This window comes from Sodalinema gerasimenkoae IPPAS B-353, assembly GCF_009846485.1.
Taxonomy (GTDB): Bacteria; Cyanobacteriota; Cyanobacteriia; order Cyanobacteriales; family Geitlerinemataceae; genus Sodalinema; species Sodalinema gerasimenkoae.
Genome location: NZ_ML776472.1, coordinates 845,795 through 864,447, shown reverse-complemented (window position 1 = coordinate 864,447; position 18,653 = coordinate 845,795). Strand labels below are relative to the sequence as shown.

Annotated in this window: 16 protein-coding genes and 1 CRISPR repeat array; of the genes, 6 read left to right on the top strand and 10 right to left on the bottom strand. The window is 50.0% G+C overall.

Going from position 1 to position 18,653, the window contains the following annotated elements; translation table 11 throughout:
• Positions 1–146 precede the first annotated feature (146 nt).
• The 7 genes from patX to patD form a co-directional block, all read right to left on the bottom strand.
• Complete coding sequence (gene patX / locus L855_RS03830) at positions 147–317, bottom strand: heterocyst-inhibiting protein PatX (protein ID WP_159784377.1); 171 nt, start codon at positions 315–317, stop codon at positions 147–149.
• 112 nt (positions 318–429) lie between these two features.
• On the bottom strand, positions 430–1,167 hold the full coding sequence (locus L855_RS03825; RefSeq protein WP_159784374.1) for a phycocyanobilin:ferredoxin oxidoreductase: 738 nt from the start codon (positions 1,165–1,167) through the stop codon (positions 430–432).
• A gap of 40 nt (positions 1,168–1,207) precedes the next feature.
• On the bottom strand, positions 1,208–2,134 hold the full coding sequence (locus L855_RS03820; RefSeq protein WP_159784371.1) for a glycosyltransferase family 2 protein: 927 nt from the start codon (positions 2,132–2,134) through the stop codon (positions 1,208–1,210).
• A 76-nt stretch (positions 2,135–2,210) separates the two neighbouring features.
• Positions 2,211–3,383 (bottom strand): patatin-like phospholipase family protein, encoded by a 1,173-nt coding sequence (locus tag L855_RS03815; RefSeq protein WP_159784368.1) that lies wholly within the window; start codon positions 3,381–3,383, stop codon positions 2,211–2,213.
• Positions 3,384–3,417: 34 nt separating this feature from the next.
• A complete protein-coding gene (locus L855_RS03810) occupies positions 3,418–5,061 on the bottom strand; it encodes a dipeptide ABC transporter ATP-binding protein (protein ID WP_159784365.1) in 1,644 nt (547 codons plus the stop codon).
• A 227-nt stretch (positions 5,062–5,288) separates the two neighbouring features.
• A complete protein-coding gene (locus L855_RS03805; protein WP_159784362.1) occupies positions 5,289–5,861 on the bottom strand; it encodes a TFIIB-type zinc ribbon-containing protein in 573 nt (190 codons plus the stop codon).
• Between the two features lie 43 nt (positions 5,862–5,904).
• Positions 5,905–6,234, bottom strand: coding sequence for a heterocyst frequency control protein PatD (gene patD / locus L855_RS03800; protein ID WP_159784359.1), 330 nt, complete (start codon positions 6,232–6,234; stop codon positions 5,905–5,907).
• Positions 6,235–6,734: 500 nt separating this feature from the next.
• On the opposite strand from patD, the gene L855_RS03795 reads away from it, so the two are divergent.
• Positions 6,735–8,999 (top strand): RelA/SpoT family protein, encoded by a 2,265-nt coding sequence (locus tag L855_RS03795; protein WP_159784356.1) that lies wholly within the window; start codon positions 6,735–6,737, stop codon positions 8,997–8,999.
• 254 nt (positions 9,000–9,253) lie between these two features.
• Positions 9,254–13,063: direct repeats of the CRISPR family, unit length 37 nt; unit sequence CTTGCAATTCCTCATAATCCCTTTTAGGGATTGAAAC.
• A 464-nt stretch (positions 13,064–13,527) separates the two neighbouring features.
• On the opposite strand, the gene L855_RS03790 is transcribed toward L855_RS03795, so the two are convergent.
• Positions 13,528–13,668: a hypothetical protein gene (locus tag L855_RS03790; RefSeq protein WP_159784353.1), complete on the bottom strand. Its 141-nt coding sequence runs from the start codon at positions 13,666–13,668 to the stop codon at positions 13,528–13,530.
• Positions 13,669–13,690: 22 nt separating this feature from the next.
• On the opposite strand from L855_RS03790, the gene bchD reads away from it, so the two are divergent.
• From bchD to L855_RS03760, 5 genes are all read left to right on the top strand, one after another.
• Positions 13,691–15,760 (top strand): magnesium chelatase ATPase subunit D, encoded by a 2,070-nt coding sequence (gene bchD / locus L855_RS03785; protein WP_159784350.1) that lies wholly within the window; start codon positions 13,691–13,693, stop codon positions 15,758–15,760.
• Complete coding sequence (locus L855_RS03780) at positions 15,735–16,265, top strand: hypothetical protein (protein ID WP_219729860.1); 531 nt, start codon at positions 15,735–15,737, stop codon at positions 16,263–16,265. Before bchD ends, L855_RS03780 begins: the two co-directional genes overlap by 26 nt.
• Positions 16,266–16,989: 724 nt before the next feature.
• Positions 16,990–17,148: a hypothetical protein gene (locus L855_RS03770; RefSeq protein ID WP_192924987.1), complete on the top strand. Its 159-nt coding sequence runs from the start codon at positions 16,990–16,992 to the stop codon at positions 17,146–17,148.
• The gene (locus L855_RS03765) at positions 17,145–17,486 is read left to right on the top strand and encodes a hypothetical protein (protein ID WP_246198713.1); all 342 of its coding nucleotides are present in this window, start codon (positions 17,145–17,147) and stop codon (positions 17,484–17,486) included. Before L855_RS03770 ends, L855_RS03765 begins: the two co-directional genes overlap by 4 nt.
• Positions 17,487–17,566: 80 nt before the next feature.
• Complete coding sequence (locus L855_RS03760; RefSeq protein ID WP_159784347.1) at positions 17,567–17,761, top strand: hypothetical protein; 195 nt, start codon at positions 17,567–17,569, stop codon at positions 17,759–17,761.
• A 99-nt stretch (positions 17,762–17,860) separates the two neighbouring features.
• On the opposite strand, the gene L855_RS03755 is transcribed toward L855_RS03760, so the two are convergent.
• Entirely contained in the window at positions 17,861–18,262 is a 402-nt protein-coding gene (locus L855_RS03755; protein WP_159784344.1) for a type II toxin-antitoxin system VapC family toxin, read from the bottom strand.
• Positions 18,259–18,516 (bottom strand): AbrB/MazE/SpoVT family DNA-binding domain-containing protein, encoded by a 258-nt coding sequence (locus tag L855_RS03750; RefSeq protein ID WP_159784341.1) that lies wholly within the window; start codon positions 18,514–18,516, stop codon positions 18,259–18,261. Before L855_RS03750 ends, L855_RS03755 begins: the two co-directional genes overlap by 4 nt.
• Positions 18,517–18,653: the final 137 nt, after the last annotated feature.

Here is an 18,653-nt window from a genome sequence, read left to right as displayed (position 1 = left end):
GGGCGATCGGGAATGGTTCCTGGTAAATTTCACCAATTTCACGTTAGGGAGTATCTTTACCAAAAAAACATCCGCATTAAAGCAACGATGCTTTAATACGGATACCTATACCTATTAACGACCTAGCCCTCTCGGAGGATTGTGTTTTAGCGACCGCTACCACGGTGGGGAACGGTATCCGCATTACTGCCATCGGTCGAGAACACTTGACTTAGGGTTTCGTAGTTGGAATTGGAGGATACGCGTTCAGCTTGGACGTTGACAGCGAATCCCATTAATAGCAAGCTAGAGAGGAAAAGAGTTTTATAGATGCTCATCAAAAGTAGCCTCTTGAGTGATTGTGCTACTTCTTCTTCCCAACCACCTAAGGACTCATCCGGAAAACTTTAATTTTTTTGGTCAGGCAACCCTCTCTAGCTAAGCTAAACCCTAGGCTGCGGCTTCTGGGGGCAAGTCAAAGAGAACTGAGGTCATATAGCGTTCGGCCCAAGCCTCCCCAAAGGCTTTCTCTAATACACGCCGCGTCTTGTCATTTTGCCGTTGTTTGTTACAGTAATACAACTGTCCTGCTCGCACCTGTGCGAGGGCTTCACCACTGACCGGTTGACTGGCGGTGGCCCGTTGACAGTGAACTTTCAGATAGTCGGTTACTCGTTGTAGAAATTGCTGTTCTTCCCCCTCATCAGAAGGACGAATGAAGAGGCAAAAGTCGGAAAAGATATCGCCCCATTCCGGTAAATCACGCACTTGAGAAAAGTTGACCGGAGGTAAAGCCTCTAAGTCCTGACGGTAGTCTGAGGTGAGGGTTAGATCTGCGGTTGTGGGGGATAAATCGACGATCGCCGCACTGATTTGTCCCCGTCCCCCCACTAAATCGGTGCCAAACATGGGCAGGGCATAGGTGGGGCGGGGAAACATGACACAATGGAGAATGTCCAGGTTCTTGCCCACTTTAGCCAGTTCTAGGTGCATCTTGCGAAACTCCCGAGACTGGTAACAGCTATTCTCAATCACCAGTTTTTCCCCCTCCAGTCGCCCTTCCACGTAGCCTAAATCCTCGGGAAGTTGATAGGGTTCAAGGTCGAGATGGGTTTGCCATGTGGACTCGATGGCATCGGCGAGTTGTTGAATCAGGGGATGTTGCTGCGATCGCACCGAAGAGGTCATAGGGGTTTAGGGTGAGGGGTTAGGGTGACGCGGAGGTTTGCTATTGTAGCTGCCGGTAGGCATCCCGTACAGCCTGAACATGATACCAATTTAGGAAAATCCGAGCAATTTCTAGGGCCAGTTGAGACTGACCTCGCTGAATCAGCCATTGCAACAGTCCCGAGAGGCGATGTTCGTTTAAGTAACCTCGCAAGGATAAGAGTCCCCACAGGGCCCGATGGAAGATGGTCATCTGAATCATCAGCCGCACGTCCCAGGTGGGATGTTTTTGGTAGAACAACACCCCCGTTTTGGCCCGTTGCTGTTCTCGCTCGATTAAGGCTGGTAATCGTTCTAAGGAAAACGCCGGGTTCCAATGATAGCCAGCCGCTTCGGGACATTTAATGAGTTTCACCCCGATTTTTTTGAGTCGAACGCCCAATTCTAAGTCTTCCCAACCATAGTGTTTAAATCGGGTGTCAAAGTTGCCAACTTTATCTAATAGGGCTTTGGGGATAGCTACATTGCCGGTGGCAAAATAGGCGGCAGAAAAGTCGGTGAGTTTGTAAGGTTCGGCGGTGGGATTGTCAAAATTACAGGTGTTAATGACGGCTCCATAGGTAAAGAGACGTTGATGGCCGAGTTGTTGTATTGCCTGTTGTAATCCCTGGGCATGAGCTTGTAAAAAGCCATCGGTCACAACTAAATCACTGTCGATAAAGACAATAATATCTCCTTGGGCTTGGTCGAGTCCTCGGTTACGAGCGGCGGCGGGGCCGGCATTTGTTTGCTGGAAACAATGCAACTGAGGCATCTTAGGTTGATAGGAGTTTAACCAGTCCCAAGTTCCATCATCAGACCCGTCATCAACCACAATGACTTCATAGCCTTTAATGGGAAGTTTGAGCTGTTGCTGTGCCAATCCTTGCAGGCACTTTTTTAAGATTGGTAGGCGATTGTAGGTGGGAATGATAACAGTGAAAAACATGGAATCATTGGGAAAGAAGGCAAAAGGCAAGAGGCAAGAGGGGAAAGAGGGAAGACAAGGGAATAGAAATCCATGCCTACTCACTATCGGGGTGGAGGAAGTTATCAAAGTATTCGGGGCGGACTTGTTCGTCGGCGATCGCCTGGCCAATCTCTTTTAAGGCGGGGATTTGAGCAACCGCATCCATCGCCGCGACTTGATTGGGGGTGATGCTTTTGAGTTTGAGGTCTTGAAAGCGTGTTTCACTGAAAACTGTTGTATAGCGGTGATAGGTGAGGAGGTTGGATAACTGGGTAGCATGAGGGGATGCGTCAGAGTGTTGTAAATCTTGCAACTCTCGACAAATTGGAATTGATAAATTCCTTAGTTCATCATCCATTCGCCGTTGCAGTTCCGGGGGAGTGGTGCCAATCAATCCCATGATAAAGTTTTGCTGCACACTAGCATCTTCCATCAAGGTTCCAATGGCATAGGGTGCCCAATTCAGAATGGTGTGGCGTTTTGCTCGTTCAAAAGCAATCGTATTCGAGGAAAAGCCAGTTCCGATGGAAACCAGTAAGAGGTTGTCGGCGCCGGTTTTCCAACAAATTCTGTATTGAGGCTGAGTCGCTTCTACAAACAGTTGAAAGCCGGGATTATTGAACATACTCATCCCCCCGTCAATAAATTCATAGTCATGCTTCTTACCGTGGGTCTTGACGGTCATGCTTTGAGGCGGAAAAAAGCTGGGGGCGGCGGTACTCGCACGAATTAATTGCCAGAGGGGAAGAGATTGGTTATCGTCATAAAATCGATTATCGGGATGATTGATAAAAAAGTAGTTTCGTGCAGTGGTAGCATTTTTGCTGACAATGGCTAGAAAGGTTTTTAACTCGTTAGAGTCTAGAGTTTTATCGCCAAACAGGTCTTTCAGCCTCCGCTCTAGAGGTTGGCTTTTATATCTTGAAAATAACCATCGTTTCCAAAAGACATTGGGGCTAAAGATATCATGGCCATGATTCACGTATAAGTCTAGGATATCTTGAACCCTCATCCCCATCGCTAGGGCTGAGGCTAAAATGGAGCCAGTACTGGTTCCCCCAATTAAGTCAAAGTAATCGGCGAGGCAATTCCAGGGGGTGTCTCGGTTACAGAGAATGTCCTCAATTTTTAAGAGAATTTCAGCGGCAATAACGCCTCGAATTCCGCCCCCGTCAATGGAGAGGATGCGTCTAGGGCGGGTTAGATTTTTGCGCGTTTCTAGGTTCATAACAGCAATCTCTCAATGGAGATTGGGGGAGAGATCAGGCAGGAGACTTAACGCTTAGGGCGGCGTTGAGGAGGGTTTGAGTATAGGGATGTTGAGGATTCCGAAATAGGTCTTCGGTGGGAGCGAGTTCGACGATTTGCCCTTGGTTCATGACGGCGATGCGATCGCACAAAAAGCGAGCCACCCATAAGTCATGGGTAATAAATAAGTAGGTGAGGTCAAATTCGGCTTTGAGGTCTTTCATTAAACTCAATACCTGGGCCTGAACATTGGCATCTAGCATACTCACCGGTTCGTCACAGACGATTAACTTGGGATGAGTAATGAGGGCCCGGGCGATCGCCACCCGTTGCTGTTGTCCGCCAGAGAGTTCCCGAGGATAGCGGCGGGCGTAAGTTTCGGGGGGGGTGAGTCCCACCCGTTCCAAGAGATTGTAAACTTGCTGCTGGGCGGCCTTGCCTTTGGCGAGTCCATGAATAATCAGGGGATCGGCGATGCTATCGCCCACCGTCATCATGGGGTTGAGACAGGCGTGGGGATCTTGGAAAATCATCTGCATCTGTCGCCGTTGTTGCCGTAGCGTCTCGGGAGAGAGTTGTCCTAAATCTTGCCCGAGAAAGGACACTCGCCCGGCGGTAGGTTTCACCAGTTGCAGGATGGTTCGGGAGAGGGTGGATTTCCCACAGCCGGATTCTCCCACTAATCCGAGAATTTCGCCGGGATAGAGGCTTAAGTTGACGTTATCGACGGCTTTGATGGTTTCTGGCTTCCCTTTTCGGAACAGCCGTTCGATGATATTTTGCTCTAGGCTGTAATGCTGTTGCAGGTTCTCGACTTGCAAGAGAGGGGAGATTGAGGAGGTAGGATCGGGAGGGGGAGGCGGTTGCACCTCTTGCAGTTCGCGGACGGCGTTGAGGAGGGATTGACTGTAGGGATGTTGGGGGGATTGGAGAATTTGCTCGGTGTTGCCGGTTTCGACGATTTTGCCCTCGGTCATAATGGCAATGCGATCGCAGTATTCCCCCACTAAGGCGATGTCATGGGAAATCAGCATCAGAGCCAAGTCGTTGTCTTGACACAGGCCCATGAGTTCGTCGAGAATCTCCGCCGAGACGGTGACATCGAGGCTGGTGGTGGGTTCGTCGGCGATAATGAGTTTGGGGTTTAGGAGTAGGGCCAGGGCGATCGCCACCCGCTGACGCATTCCTCCGCTAAACTCATGGGGATATTGACTCCAGCGATTTCCGGGGATTTTGACGGCGTTTAGGGTTTCTAGGGCCTGGGTTTTGGCATCTTTGAAACTCATCTTGGGACGATGGGCCCGCAGGGTTTCGATGCAGTGATCCCCGATGGTCATGAGGGGATTAAGGCGCGTCATGGGGTCTTGGAAGATCAGGGCGATCTCCTCCCCCCGAAATTGCCGCAACTGCTGAGGGGTTCGGGAGAGAACGGACTGGCCCTGAAAGCGGATATCGCCTTCGATATGACTTCCTTCTGGTAAAAGTCCCATAAAGGCCCGTCCTAAGGTGGATTTCCCACAGCCCGACTCGCCCACCACTCCCAGGCGATCGCTGGGGGCAAGTTGGAAGGAGACATCGTCAACGGCCCAGGTGAGAGGCTCGTTGGGGTCGGTTTGGGGATAGGCTATCCGTAGTTGGTCGATGTGAAGTAGGGTCAAGGGGGGAAGAAGGCAACAGGGAACAGGGAACAGGGAACAGAAAAGACGTAGGGGCTTACCCTTGTGGTCGCCCTGGGCAGTAGGCAGTAGGCAATAGCGGTAGGATGTGTTCCGGCATCAGTGAGGGTTGTGCACCTAGGCCCACCCATTCAAAACTGCCGGAACGCATCGCTGCGGTAGGCAATCAAGGAGAACTCCATTGTCCACTGTCCATTGTTAATTGTCCATTATCCTTGACTGTTGATGACGATTTGGGTGAGATAGGAGACGCCGAAGTCGCCGTTGGGATGTTGACGGAGTTCGTCGGCGAGTTTAATGACTTTTTGGGCTAGGGGTTCCCCGAGTTTGTCGATGATGGCGGTTCGTTGGCGATCGACTTGAGTTTTTTCTCGGAGTTGGGCTTTCCAATCGGCGGAAAAGAGGCGATCAAGTTGATTGTGTAGGCTGAGGTCCTTGAGAACTTCCCATTCGCCGCGATCGAGCCAAATGCCACCGGTTTGGGGAGAACGCTCGATATAAAAGGGCTGAGGGGCATCGACGCGGGCGCGAATGAGGATTTTGCCGCTTTGAGGACAGAGGGCGGCTTTGCTGTCTTCTGGGGCGGGGGTAAACTCTAAGTTGGCTAGGCGTTGGCTGAGATCTTCTGGGCTGAGGTCTTCTGGGGGATGCTCTTGACACCACTGTTCGTAGTCCTCTCGCTCGATCCAAACGCCTCCGGTTTCGGGACAATGCTGGGCGGGGAGTCCGGGTTCAAGATTAGTCTCTTGCAGGGTGATCTGGCGGGCTTTGGGAGATTGCATAAGCAGCGAACGGTGAACGGTGGTGTGGGAATTGCGTTGTCTATTATGTCTTGTCCTCGGGATTGAGTAAATGGTTGCAGTAGCGTTGCAGGGTGCTGAGGCGATCGCCCATCTGTTGCTGTCGCTGTTGTTGGGTTGGTGGGGTTTTGGCTGATTGCAGAAAGGCGGCGTCGGTGGCCAGGAGGCGTAGTTGTTTGTGCAGTTCCACTAGCAGGGACTGTTCCGATTGGGGGCGATCACTCTCGGGACTGAGGAGGGTCTGCTGAAACCACTGTTGTAGGTTGCTAACCTGCACCGTTAGGGGGGGGTTGGCCTCGCGGGTCTCTAGGCGGCGCAGTCGCTCCTGTAGCTCCAGGTAAGGATTCGTTGACATGGGGGCTACCAAAAATGAGTGTAGGTTGCTACAATTAGGTTAAGCCATTTCTTAAAAAAATTAAGACATTGTGAACGTCGTCCCGAAACGGCGAACTGGCTCCATAATTAGCAGTTAAAACTCGGTTCGGATTCTTGTTTCTCTGCGATCGCATCTGTGGGCGATCGCGGGGTCTTCCTTATCTCCGCTCAGATTTGTCACGGCAAATCCCGACAAATTCTGTATTCTACGATACAGTAGAAGCTTCAGAATTGAGGGATATCCCATAGCCTTTTGATTCAGGGAGAGTGTTGACCTGTCGATACAGTAGAAGCTTCAGAATTGAGGGATATCCCATAGCCTTTTGATTCAGGGAGAGTGTTGACCTGAATCTGAGTTCCATTTCTATTTTTCCCCTTAATCTGCGATCGCTCGAAACAGTGAAACCATTATGAACGTTATCTGAGTTCCATTTCTATTTTTCCCCTTAATCTGCGATCGCTCGAAACAGTGAAACCATTATGAACGTAGTATCTGCCACCTGTCGCTTTGACTTTTCAATTGATGTCCCCGATTGGCTAAAAGCCGCCCTCGAAGGCCGTGATCCCCATGGCTTACTGGCTAATCTTAGCCCCGAGGAGGTGGATTTAGTCCGGCGAGCGTTTCAATTTGGCTATGAACTCCATGAGGGACAATGTCGTGCGTCGGGAGAACCCTATATCGCCCATCCGGTGGCGGTTGCGGGGTTACTGCGGGATTTAGGGGGAAATGGGGCCACCATCGCCGCTGGGTTCTTGCATGATGTGGTTGAGGATACGGACATCACCCCGGAAGAGTTGGAGATACACTTCGGGGAAGAAGTGCGGCGGTTGGTTGAAGGGGTGACGAAACTCTCGAAATTCAACTTTTCGAGTAAAACTGAACGCCAGGCGGAGAACTTCCGGCGAATGTTTTTGGCCATGGCCCAAGATATTCGGGTGATCGTGGTTAAGCTGGCTGATCGCCTTCATAATATGCGTACCTTAACCCATTTGCCCCCGGCGAAACAAAAACGGATTGCCCAGGAGACGTTAGAAATTTTTGCACCCCTAGCGAACCGGCTGGGGATTGGACGTTTGAAATGGGAGTTGGAGGATTTATCCTTTAAGTATCTCGATGGGGAAGCTTACGCTCGCATTCGGGATTTGGTGGCCGACAAACGGGGCGATCGCGAAACTCGGATTCAGGCGGTGGCCTCAACCTTAAGTGAACGGTTGCAAGCGGTGGGGATCAGCAATTTTGAAGTCAGCGGTCGTCCCAAGCATCTCTATGGGATTTACACCAAGATGCAGCGACAACAGAAGGACTTTACCGAGATTTATGATATTGCCGCCGTGCGGGTGATTGTCAATAGTAATGATGAATGCTATCGGGCCTTGGCGATCGTCCATGATGCCTTTAACCCCATTCCCGGACGGTTTAAGGACTATATTGGCCTACCCAAACCCAACCGCTACCAATCCTTGCATACGGGAGTAATTGGCAAAAGTGGGCGACCGATTGAAGTGCAAATTCGCACCGCTGAAATGCACCATGTGGCGGAGTACGGGATTGCTGCTCATTGGAAGTATAAGGAATCCGGTTCCATTCAAAGTCAATGGACGGCTGAAGATGAGAAATTCACCTGGCTGCGGCAATTGTTAGATTGGCAACATGACTTAAAAGATGCCCAGGAATATCTCGACAGCATCAAGGACAATTTGTTTGAGGATGATGTCTATGTGTTTACCCCCAATGGCGATGTGGTGGCGTTGAAGCAGGGGGCAACTCCCGTGGATTTTGCTTACCGCATCCATACGGAAGTGGGGAATCACTGCGCTGGGGCAAAAGTGGATGGGCGGATTGTGCCGCTCGATAGTCGCTTGCACAATGGCAGTATTGTGGAGATTATTACCCAAAAGAATAGTCATCCCAGTTTGGATTGGCTCAACTTTGTGATGACACCCAGCGCTCGTAACCGGATTCGTCAATGGTACAAGCGATCGCACCGGGATGAGAATGTGGCCCGCGGCCGGGAGATGTTAGAGAAAGAGTTGGGTAAAAGTGGCTTTGAGGCGTTGCTGAAGTCGGAACCGATGAAGACGGTGGCTGAACGCTGTAATTATCACAGTGTGGAGGATTTGTTGGCGGCGGTTGGCTATGGTGAGGTGACGCTGAATCAGGTGGTGAACCGTTTGCAAGATACGGTGAAGGTGCAACAAACGCCGCCGGAGGTGACGAGTTTCGACCAAACCACAGTATCGTTGCTGAATAAGGCGATTCCGGATCAGTCGAAGTCCAATGGTAAGTTTCCCATTGCTGGGATTGAGGGGATGGTGTACCATCTGGCGGGTTGTTGCAAGCCGGTGCCGGGAGAGCCGATTATTGGGGTGGTGACTCGGGGCGATCGGGGTATCTCGATTCACAATCAGCATTGTAATAATGTCAGTTCGGTTCCGGGAGAACGGTTGGTTCCCGTGAGTTGGAACAGTCAAGGGGAAACCAGCCGGCCGCCGACGTATCCGGTGGATATTTCGATTGAGGTGTTGGATCGGGTTGGGGTTCTCAATGATATTTTGTCCCGGTTGAAGGACAACAATATTAATGTGCATAGTGCCCAGGTGCGGACAACGCAGGGGAAACCGGCGATGATTGATTTGGGGATTGGGATTCGGGATCTCGGGCAGTTGGATCGCACCTTTGCGCAAATCCGCCAGATGAGTGATGTGTTGAATATGCGTCGTCTTCAAGAGGGACGTGTGTCGTAGGGAGTTTGCGCGAGGGGGGAGCTGTTTGAGCGAGTTTTGCAAAAAAATGGCTGAACCCCTCATGGGGACTGGGTTTTAGGGGTTGCAGTACATTGTAAGTGTCGCGCAAATTCGCGATGTCTGTCTGGGAAAGGATTTTGGAGGTTTTTGATATGCAAGGGCTTGCGTTTTTCGATCAATGGGTGTTAGAATCAGGGGGTCTCGCGCAAATGCACCTTGAAAACTGCATAGTGTCAGGGTTCTGGAAGGGGGCCCTTGCAATTCCTCATAATCCCTTTTAGGGATTGAAACCTGGAAATATTGTAACACACTAAGGCGAGTATGAAGCAACTTGCAATTCCTCATAATCCCTTTTAGGGATTGAAACCCGATAAAAAAGCCCGCCCAAAATCAGGAAAAGCTTGCAATTCCTCATAATCCCTTTTAGGGATTGAAACCATCAGCTTACGACCCCCACCTCAAAGTTCCGATTCTTGCAATTCCTCATAATCCCTTTTAGGGATTGAAACCAGGGGTTCTCGCTTATGGCAAATCTCATAGCGGCTTGCAATTCCTCATAATCCCTTTTAGGGATTGAAACGAGGGGACACGATTGCCAGCACCGCCAGTATTGGGGCTTGCAATTCCTCATAATCCCTTTTAGGGATTGAAACGTACGTCACGGTCACAGATTTGTGGTTTAACCACCCTTGCAATTCCTCATAATCCCTTTTAGGGATTGAAACTTTATGGGCACTGGCACTTTGACCGCAATTTTTTGCGCTTTAGTGGCATCTTGCAATTCCTCATAATCCCTTTTAGGGATTGAAACTCGCCCAGATTCTATCCAGCAGCGAGTTTGCAAACGGAAGCTTGCAATTCCTCATAATCCCTTTTAGGGATTGAAACGGGATAGCCCGGGTCAACTCCATCAGGCCCCGTCAACTTGCAATTCCTCATAATCCCTTTTAGGGATTGAAACGAATATCTCCAGCGATAGCCCCAGGGAATGGCAGCTTGCAATTCCTCATAATCCCTTTTAGGGATTGAAACAAAGTCTGCCCGAAATTGTGCAAACTAAGGGGGTTGGAACCCGAAACTCTTGCAATTCCTCATAATCCCTTTTAGGGATTGAAACTGGGCCGCCACGGTAGCGACGGTGAGGTCAACGCTCTCTTGCAATTCCTCATAATCCCTTTTAGGGATTGAAACCGGAGCATGGCAGTGCGAATTCTCCGTCAACACTACTCTTGCAATTCCTCATAATCCCTTTTAGGGATTGAAACAACCCGAGTCTCTACGCAACCCCTTGGCTACGCATAGGCTTGCAATTCCTCATAATCCCTTTTAGGGATTGAAACCTTCTGGGGGTAGTTCCGCGATCGCGTTTTCCAACTTGCAATTCCTCATAATCCCTTTTAGGGATTGAAACGGCAAGTGCGAGATAATTGGGAAATGCTGCGGCGGACTTGCAATTCCTCATAATCCCTTTTAGGGATTGAAACAAAAGGCACTCCGGAAACGTCTATGTTCATGGCACCTTGCAATTCCTCATAATCCCTTTTAGGGATTGAAACGTAAACCGTGGGGTCAGTAATTTTCTTGGTCATAGGCTTGCAATTCCTCATAATCCCTTTTAGGGATTGAAACGAAGGGCCGGTTTTTCCATTTTGAGTTCGCCCGGCCCCCTTGCAATTCCTCATAATCCCTTTTAGGGATTGAAACTCTACTACCGGGACGCTAAAGTTGAGAGTTGCAGTCTTGCAATTCCTCATAATCCCTTTTAGGGATTGAAACGAGGGGCTACGACCCCTTTTTTCTTGCTTATGACACCTTGCAATTCCTCATAATCCCTTTTAGGGATTGAAACCCCCAACATCAACCCCATACCGGGCAACGTAGGGACCTTGCAATTCCTCATAATCCCTTTTAGGGATTGAAACTTGCCTCCGCCGGTCGGCAAGACCGCCAAGACAGCGTTATGTCCCTTGCAATTCCTCATAATCCCTTTTAGGGATTGAAACCTGGAGGCATTTCAAAAAAGAACATAGTTTTTCTGCTTGCAATTCCTCATAATCCCTTTTAGGGATTGAAACTGGAGTCAACGACTTCAAAAGCGATCGCATCAACACTTGCAATTCCTCATAATCCCTTTTAGGGATTGAAACAAGCCCTTCTAACACCCCTGTAGTTCCCTTCTCAACCTTGCAATTCCTCATAATCCCTTTTAGGGATTGAAACCGGTGATTCGCGCAACCCACGCCGCCTTAGCCCCCTTGCAATTCCTCATAATCCCTTTTAGGGATTGAAACGTATACTTCTGGCAGACAATCACCACCTGGGCGCCTTGCAATTCCTCATAATCCCTTTTAGGGATTGAAACAAGATTTTCTAGCTTTAGAATTCGAATGCTTTAGACTTGCAATTCCTCATAATCCCTTTTAGGGATTGAAACCGATAGGCTTCAAGCATGACGGGGTCGCCGGTGACTTGCAATTCCTCATAATCCCTTTTAGGGATTGAAACTTGGGAGACGCGGGTAAGTCTGGCAAGATCCCGTAGCTCTTGCAATTCCTCATAATCCCTTTTAGGGATTGAAACGATACCCGAGAAGACCGGCCAAGATGACCATCAACTTGCAATTCCTCATAATCCCTTTTAGGGATTGAAACTGTGCTACCCATACCGCCCCTTTGGGAGACTCGGACACCTTGCAATTCCTCATAATCCCTTTTAGGGATTGAAACACTTCAGATACCGCCGCACTACTCAAAGGAATAGTCGCTTGCAATTCCTCATAATCCCTTTTAGGGATTGAAACTGATGAAGGCACAACAGGATTAGAGGACAAAGACGCGCTTGCAATTCCTCATAATCCCTTTTAGGGATTGCAACGGCGTCGGTTGTGTATACAAATTTCTTACCAAAATCGTCTTGCAATTCCTCATAATCCCTTTTAGGGATTGAAACTCAGCCACCAGCACCGCAAAACGGAACAATGTTTTGTCTTGCAATTCCTCATAATCCCTTTTAGGGATTGAAACCTCAAAGGAAAAGTTCCCCAACATCTGCCCCGCTTCTTGCAATTCCTCATAATCCCTTTTAGGGATTGAAACGCCACCTTCCCCCGTCCAGGTGAAATACAGCAAATCGAAGCTTGCAATTCCTCATAATCCCTTTTAGGGATTGAAACTTTGGCTCAATCAACTCCATGCCTGGCTGATAGATTTCACTTGCAATTCCTCATAATCCCTTTTAGGGATTGAAACCCCTAGCAGTGCGCCTATCGGGGCGTCGAAAACCTTGCAATTCCTCATAATCCCTTTTAGGGATTGAAACCAAACGCCAGCAGCCCCCCCTGCTGAGAGAAGCGCCCTTGCAATTCCTCATAATCCCTTTTAGGGATTGAAACGTTGCTGCTGATTGTGACGCTTCTCTTCCTGCTGGTATTGGCTTGCAATTCCTCATAATCCCTTTTAGGGATTGAAACAAAAAATAGAAAAGGCAAAGGAACTCGCTCGATTGCTTGCAATTCCTCATAATCCCTTTTAGGGATTGAAACTTGCTTGAGAAGATTGATTTGCTGAATAAGATAAACCTTGCACTTGCAATTCCTCATAATCCCTTTTAGGGATTGAAACTTTGCTGTGGGAAAGCATCCCAAAATCTGCCACCACTCCTTGCAATTCCTCATAATCCCTTTTAGGGATTGAAACATTGATTGCACCAGGGCTTTGGCTCTCAATCGCTTCTACTTGCAATTCCTCATAATCCCTTTTAGGGATTGAAACAAGTCTGGTTGCACTCTCCAGTTGCTCCAGATTTTTCTTGCAATTCCTCATAATCCCTTTTAGGGATTGAAACTGGGTTTGAGGGGTTGACTAATCCTCGTATTCAAGGCTTGCAATTCCCCATAATCCCTTTTAGGGATTGAAACTGAGCAACACTAACTCCAAAGTTTCTGAATGCTGATTTCTTGCAATTCCTCATAATCCCTTTTAGGGATTGAAACCATCCGTCGCCTCCTCAAAGTATTCCCCCCGCTGCACTTGCAATTCCTCATAATCCCTTTTAGGGATTGAAACTAACAAAAGTTCATAACCTTGCGTGCTAGGATTAAGGAAACCGTAGTTAATGGGACAGATGGCTAAGAAAAAAATTCCACCTCGAAACCCCAAGGGAATCAACCAATTCGCGGGAACCAAGAGCCGAAACAGTTTCAGCTTTAGGTTAGACGCCAAACTAGATGAAAAGGTGCGGGAATACTGTGCTGCGCACAACATTACCCAGACTCAGTTCTGGGAACAGCTTGCCGAAGATTTTTTCTCTATAGAATAAAATGAAGTTCCGTTAAATCAGCCGCCCCATTTAGGGCGGTTTTTTCTGCTTGCAATTCCTCAATTCCTCAGTGTCTCACCTCTGGGACATCGCGGGACTGACCCTCAGCACCCTAATAAATGACACAAGAACTAGGACAACACTTCGCGCTCAACACCCGATGCCTAAGAGGTGTCTCCCAAACCCCTGACTGTCGTCCTAACTGAAGCATCTAAAAAATCCCATTTTCCAGCCAGGGATTGAGGCCGCAAGCCATCAACCCAAACGCCAAACCCCACCAGCCGATCGCCCCCAAACCATTCCCCTCATTCCCATCACAGTGTACGATCACTAAAGCAAGCACTATAGGCATCCACACCCCCCAAACCGCTCCTATGTCAGCGCCAGCCCTCACCACCGCCCCCCGAACAACCTTCCCCCTGAGTGCCGTCATTGGCCAAGAAGCCATCAAAATCGCACTCCTGTTGTCCGCCGTTGACCCCGGCGTCGGTGGAGTGGCGATCGCCGGCCGACGAGGAACCGCCAAATCCGTCATGGCTCGGGCCTTGCACGCCCTACTTCCCCCCATCGAAGTCCTCACCGAGTCCATCAGTAACTGCGACCCCACCCGCCCCGAAGAATGGGACGACATCGCCCTCGAACATTACGCCCACCGCAGCCACGATAACCCCGACGACATCAGCGACCTCAACACCCAAGTCATCGCCGCCCCCTTCGTCCAAATCCCCCTCAACGTCACCGAAGACCGGCTCCTGGGGTCCGTCGACGTGGAACAATCCGTGCAAAAAGGCGAACCCGTCTTCCAACCCGGACTCCTCGCCAAAGCCCATCGCGGCGTTCTCTACGTCGATGAAATCAACCTCCTCGACACGGAAATCGCCAACCTGCTCCTCAGCGTTCTCACCGAAGGTCGCAACATCATCGAGCGGGAAGGAATCAGCGTCCAACATCCCTGTAAACCCCTCCTCATCGCCACCTACAACCCCCAAGAAGGTCCCCTGCGCGAACACCTGCTCGATCGCATCGCCATGACCCTCTCAGCCGATCGCGTCCTCGGACTCGATATGCGCGTCGAAGCCGTCCAACAAGTCTTAAACTACGCCAAATCCCCCGACGACTTCCTCAAACAATTCGACGACGACATCGACGGACTCAAAACCCAAATCCTCCTAGCCCGAGAATGGCTGCAAGACGTTAACGTCAAACCCGAACAAATCCAATATCTCGTCAACGAGTCTATCCGGGGAGTCGTCCAAGGCCATCGCGCCGAACTCTTCGCCCTGCGTGTCGCCCAAGCCGCCGCCGCCCTCGAAGGTCGCACCGACGTTAACGCCGACGACCTGCGCCGAGCCGTGGAACTCGTCATCGTACCGCGCTCTACCGTGGTGCAAACGCCCCCGGAAGAAGAACAACAACCCCCCCCGCCTCCGCCCCCAGAATCGCCCCAGGATGAGGACGACAACGACCCCCAGGACAACGATGAGAACGAGGAGGACAACGACGAAGACGAAGAAGACCTCGAACAGCCCGAAGACCAAACCCCCGATATCCCCGAAGAATTTGTCTTCGACCCCGAAGGCGTCATCCTCGACCCCGAAGTGATGAACTTCGCCCAAACCATGCAACGGGCCGGCAACTCCGGTAGTCGCAGTCTCATCATCTCCGACGATCGCGGCCGCTATATCAAACCCATTCTGCCCCAGGGCAAAGTCCGACGAGTAGCCGTCGATGCCACCCTGCGGGCCGCCGCTCCTTACCAAAAAGCCCGCCGTCTCCGAGACCCCAACCGTACCGTCATCGTCGAACAAAGCGACCTCCGAGCCAAACGCCTAGCCCGCAAAGCCGGGGCCTTAGTGGTGTTCCTCGTCGATGCGTCGGGGTCCATGGCCTTAAACCGGATGCAGTCGGCCAAAGGGGCGGTCATTCAACTCTTAACCGAAGCCTATCAGAGTCGCGATCAAGTGTCCCTGATTCCCTTCCGGGGCGAACAAGCGGAAGTCTTGCTTCCCCCCACCCGCTCCATCACCCAGGCCCGCCGTCGCCTCGAACGGATGCCCTGCGGTGGTGGGTCGCCCTTAGCCCATGGCTTAACCCAAGCGGTGCGCGTCTGTCTCAACGCCCAGCAATCGGGAGATGTGGGACAAACGGCGATTGTTGCTATCACCGACGGCCGGGGGAACATTCCTCTGGCGCGATCGCTCGGCGAAGACATTGACCCCAACGAAAAACCCGACATCAAAGCCGAATTACTGGACATCGCCGGACGGATTCGCGCCTTGGGGATTCAGTTATTAGTCGTCAATACCGAAAGCCGTTTCGTCTCCACGGGATTTGCCAAGGAACTCGCCGAAACCGCCGGTGGAACCTACTATCATCTGCCCAAAGCCAGCGATCAGGCGATCGCCTCCATGACCCAAAATGCCCTCAAAGACGCAATGGGATAACGCCATGGTTCAAGGGCAACGAATCGCGAGACTGGGGGGGATTCTCCTAACTTGGGGGCTACTGGCCACCCCAGTTCAAGGCTGTCCCACCGCCCTCGAACCCTTAATTGAGGAGATGTTGCCCGAGTTACCCGGCTATATGAATCGGGTGTTGCGGCGATCGCAGAGGGTGCAGGCCCCTCGCAACAACCGAACCACCGTGTTAGTGGCCGGGAACCCAGAATTTGAGCCACTTCCCCTCGACGAGCCAATTCCTGAAGGGGTTGAACAGGTTTTTATCACCACCTTAGAACGAACACCCCACGAAGATACCAGCGTCAAACTGCAACATTTTCATTGGCTTTTTCTGAGCCAAAATGAAGAGGGTTGGTGGTTAGTGTCCCTATTTTCCAGCCTCGGGGACTATCCCGAACCGGGGATTGTTAGTCCCCCCCGTGAGAGTAGTCAAGGGGCTGTCGGACAAGCGGTTCAAACCTGGTTAAGAGACTGTCGATTTCGCCCTTAGGGAATAAGGAACAGTTGTTTAACACCGTAAATGGAATGCCGTTGAGAATGTCATAAAGATTGATAGCTAGGGCAATAATTCCTTGATTGTGACGATGATCGAAGCTGACGGGAAGTTGCATCTCCACTTGCATTCGCCCATGAGTATAATAGCCATTGGATTTGACCTGGGCGGAGTCTTCCAAAACACGTAGGTACTCATTCCAGGTCGCCGGAACCCAAATTTTATCGATGTCGAAACGGGGGATTGGTGTTTGGATTCCCTGGGGCTGATTTTGGCTGGGTTTCCGGGTCATGGTCAGGGTTGAGGGTTCAGGTGATGGGAGTCTCAGGATTATTGTAACTCATGGTTTTTGGGCAGAAACGGGGTTTTGAGCCGCTGGACAAGAAACCGGGTTTCTGAGGGTTGGCAATGGGGTAAAATTGGGGTCATAATCCCTGACCTGGTGCGCGGCGATGGATAACAACGGGTGCAGGCTTATTTATCCCTGATTCCAGAACCGTTGATTGACCAGTTTTCGATAGAGAGTTCTTGGATCATGCCAAAATCAGACTCGTTGCACGTGAGGAGGGTGGCATTCTGAACCCGAGAAATGTCAGCAATTTTCAAGTCCATATTCCCTAAACGGGGGTAGGTTTTGCGGAGGCGTTGATGCTCGACTGCGGCAGGATAATCGAAGGGTAAAATGGGGATAAAACAATAGTCCTTTACCCGGTGCGCGGCTATGGATGAAGAGCGATCGCAGGCTTATCTCGCCCTGATTCAAGAAATCCTCAATCGTCCCAGTAAAGTAAATGATATCCTCAACGGTCATCTGGAGTTGGTGGATGAGGGGTTGGTGCAGGTGTGCGAGTTGGTGGCAGCGCAGTTACAGGGGGTGTGATAGTTGCGGTATATTTAGATGTGTGTTGTCTCAATCGCCCCTTTGATGAATGGGTGCAGGAACGGGTTCGCACGGGAGAATGGCAACTAATTTCCAGTGAAGCCATTCTCGTAGAACTGGAAAAAATGCGGAATCTGGAGAAAAAAGCCAGCATCTTTAATCTCTTGGCATTAGCAACACGAATGCAGGAAATCAATCAGGCAGTTGAGGAACGTTCACGACAACTAGAAGGTCTAGGGTTTGGGCTTTTTGATTCTTTTCATCTGGCTGGTGCAGAAGCGTCCGGATATTTTTCTTTCTACGGGCGATCGCTTGCTCAAGACGGCTCGCAGACATGAACTACAATTAAAGGTGGCTATTCGTAATCCGGTGGTGTGGCTGATTGAGGTTTTACAGGAGCAGTAAACAGGAGTCGTTAATGATGAACGCACTAGAATTAAGAGAAAAGGGCTATCAGATTTTAGTCAATCATTTGGGACAGTCTGATGCGATTCGCTTTTTGCAACAAATGGGTTGGGGACAGGGAGATTATACCCAGGAACGGCGCGAGGTTTTAGGGTCCGTGACGCGGGAGGAGTTTTTGGAGGAGTTACGCAAAGTTAGGAATCTTTAGTCATCGGTTTTCTGGGGGTTTGGGCAAAAGAAACCGGGTTTCTGGCAGCATCTCGATTCCTTCACAAAGATTTAAGCAAGAAACCTGATTTCTGAAAGTTTATGAATCCAGCCGGTTAACCTGGGATGATTGCCCTAGCTTGACATCAAATGATGCGGTTTCATCACAGCCAGCCTGTTGATTGATGCGAACAATCAAATAATCAGAAAAATCAGCATTTCCCGACTTCATTTGATGAATTGCCCAAGCGATATCATCGGAATTTTCAAATATAAAAATATTGGTATTTAAGAGATTTTCTAGAATAGTAATGAGTTGATCTCGCTTAATTTTATACTGACTGCGTAATACCCAAACCACTTCACAGAGGACAATATTATTAATCAAGCAGGGTTGATGATTTTCTAGGGCTTGATTGATATATCGATCCGCTTGCTGCCATTGTGACTCATCGTCTCGGACTAGAAAGCGGACGATGACATTGGTATCCAAACCTTTCACATTGATTCTGCTGCACCTTCAACAATGGCTTGTTCCATTTCCGCTAGAGAAACGGGTTTTCTGTCAGGGTTGTAGAGACAACCCGATAAGGTACGGACATCAATTTGAGCCGCTTTTGGGGCAGGTTCTAAATAGACTTTGCCATCAGGGGAAATGGCGATATTAATGCGATCGCCTGGTTTTAAGTTCAGCCAGTCGACAATTTCTGGAGGAATGGTGGCGGTTCCGGTAGCGGTGATTCGGGTCAGTGCCATAAGGGAGTGATTTAATGGGTTGGATATTGTCTATTTTAGAAGACTGTAGCCTAATTGTGCAGTGCAAATCTCTAAAACAGCGGGTGAGGTCAAAGAAACCGGGTTTCTAGTAGCATCTTGATTCTTTCACCAAGATT